At 62.0% G+C, this 2,467-nt stretch carries 3 protein-coding genes; all 3 read right to left on the bottom strand.

The genetic code is table 11. The annotated features are described in order from the left end of the window. Positions 1-1,283, bottom strand: a 1,283-nt coding sequence (locus KF814_19175) for an MmgE/PrpD family protein (GenBank protein ID MBX3238276.1), incomplete at its 3' end; no start/stop codon positions are given. A 29-nt stretch (positions 1,284-1,312) separates the two neighbouring features. Then, positions 1,313-2,131: a methylmalonyl Co-A mutase-associated GTPase MeaB gene (gene meaB / locus KF814_19170; protein MBX3238275.1), complete on the bottom strand. Its 819-nt coding sequence runs from the start codon at positions 2,129-2,131 to the stop codon at positions 1,313-1,315. Between the two features lies 1 nt (position 2,132). After that, positions 2,133-2,467 (bottom strand): hydroxymethylglutaryl-CoA lyase (locus KF814_19165; GenBank protein ID MBX3238274.1); only part of this gene is annotated, 335 nt, incomplete at its 5' end.

The raw sequence follows: 2,467 nt of genomic DNA, 5'->3' as shown, positions 1-2,467 counted from the left end.
GCCAGGCGGCGGAGTTTTTCCTCCACTTCCTGATCCGAGAGAGGATGTCCCGGATGGCCGAGTGGCTGGTCGATTTGCCGGCTATACGTCGATCCTTTGGCCGTTCTGATGGTGAGGCGGGTCGGCATCGTGGTCGGGTAGCGATATTCGAGTTCCGGCACGTTCACGACATGGATCTTTTTCATGAGCTCGTGGAGACGTGGATCTCGCAGCCGTTTCGGGCTGAAGGAATTCATACTCACGCGGCCATCGACCAGGGCGACCGCCACGCAGTAGGGGAAACTGTGATCGGCCGTTTCTCTTGTGGCGGGCTGCCATTTCTCAGGATCACGCCCGATGATTTCGATGGCGACATCGTAACTGCCGATTTCCACATCGGCCAGCTTGTCGAGCCAGCCCTTTCCTTCTGTCGCGAGCAACTCCGCTCGCAAGGCCAGGGCGGCTTCGACGGCGCTTTGCGCATGATATTCCACGGGAAAATGTTTGATGCAGGTCTTGAGAATCTTGAAGGGAACCGGCTCTCCGCCCGGCATCGCTTCTCCCCCCAGCATCGGCAGTTCGAAGTGACCGGAGACGAGCTTCATGAACCCTTTGTCGCCTTCGAAAATCGGGGCGGGCCCGGTCATGCCTCGCCTGGCGAGCAGGGCGGCAAACATGCCGTTCCGCGCCGCGTTGGAAAACGCGCAGGCCTTCCACATCGACATGTCGCCGACCCTGGTTTGGCGCAGGGTAATATTGGCCACGCCGGCCAGATTGACGGCCTGCCGGGTTTGCGCGGAGGTAAGCTCGAGCACGTTGGCGACGCCCAATGCGGATGAGATCGGCCCATAGGTGACATGGTCCCAGCCGCGAGGCCGCAAGGCGGCGGCGTCGCAGAGACGGCATTGGATTTCATAGGATAGGGTGAGGGCTTGAATGACGAGCTTGCCGGAGGCATGCGCCGTTTCTCCAGCCGCGAGGACTGCCGCGATATTGTCGGACGGATGGGCCGGCTCTTTCGAGAGATAGGTATCGTTGAAGTCGAGGTATCGGACCATGGCGCCGTTCGCGAAGGTCGCGAGGTCGGGGAGGGTCTTGTGATTGGTTCCCCACACCGTCGCCCCGCCGGGTACCTTCACGGCGAGCGCCATGTCGCGGGCGATCCGGCAAGGAGGTGCCGTCCATGCGCCGAATGCACAACCGAGGCTGTCTATAAGGCGTCGCTTGACTTCATGGATCACCTCGCCGGGCAGGTCATTGAACCGGAACGACTGCGTATAATGAGCGAGGCGATCGGCCAGCATGTGCTACCTCACGGCAAATGCCACAATAGTTATCCTGCTCGTGAACCTCGATCGATGAAGAGCCCTCTCCGCTTGTGCAGTTCCGGGCTATCAAGATCCCGCCATCGTTCGTGTTCGGCGATGACCGCAATCAGCTCTGCGATGCCTTCCCCCTTCACTGCCACGGTGCGAATCACCGTCTTGCACCATTCACGTAAATCCCGCAGGGCTGCATCCGCCCCTTCGCGATCGCCCTTGTTCACCACGACGATGTCCGCGACCTCCAACAGTCCCGCCTTCATGGCCTGAACATCGTCGCCGAGCCCCGGCGCGACTACTGCGACCACCGTATGGGCGACCTGCATGATGTCGACGTCGCTTTGGCCGACGCCCACCGTCTCGATCAGAATCACGCCAAAGCCGGCGGCGTCCAAGACCCGTACTGCCTGCCGCGTGGCGGCGGCGAGCCCGCCCTGGTGCCCGCGTGTCGCCATGCTGCGGATATAGACCTGGGCATCATCCGTATGGCGCTGCATTCTGATGCGATCGCCGAGGACCGCGCCGCCTGTGACGGGGCTGCTGATATCCACCGCCAGCACGCCGACCTTCTCTCCCAGTCGGCGGTAGGCTGTGATGAGCTGATCGATCACCGTACTTTTTCCGGTGCCGGGATACCCGGTGATCCCGATCACCAGGGCGCGATTCAGAGACGGAGCTACATGAGTCAGCACCGCCGCTCCGAGCGGATCCCGGTTTTCCAACAAGCTGATGACACGCGCCACGGATCGAACCTCCCCGGCTTCGACCTGTCTCGCCAGCTCGGCGGCATCGTGCGGGAAGAAGGATCGATGCGCAGTGACGTGGTTCACATCACACCTTCAGGGCCGGTTGCCCGATACGGGGCCGCGATATCTGTGACAGCCGCGAGTGGAGGGGATGTCCGATCACTGCGCTCAACTGACGCGCACAGTCGACGATCAGTTCTTCGTCGACCGCGACCGTCGCCCCGGAGGCCTTCAGGGCAAACACCACATCTTCCGTCGCGACGTTGCCGGACGCACCGGGCGCATAGGGACAACCGCCCAGACCGCCGGCTGAACAATCGAAGGCCGTGATCGCATAGTCTTCCCAGGCCGTCAGCACATTGGCCACAGCCATTCCGTAGGTGTCATGGACATGGAGCGACAGGCGAGTCGGTTCGATAT

The organism is Nitrospiraceae bacterium (genome assembly GCA_019637075.1).
GTDB lineage: Bacteria > Nitrospirota > Nitrospiria > Nitrospirales > Nitrospiraceae > JAHBWI01.
Note: the sequence above shows the minus strand (reverse complement) of the source record. Positions and strands in the feature narration are given on the sequence as shown.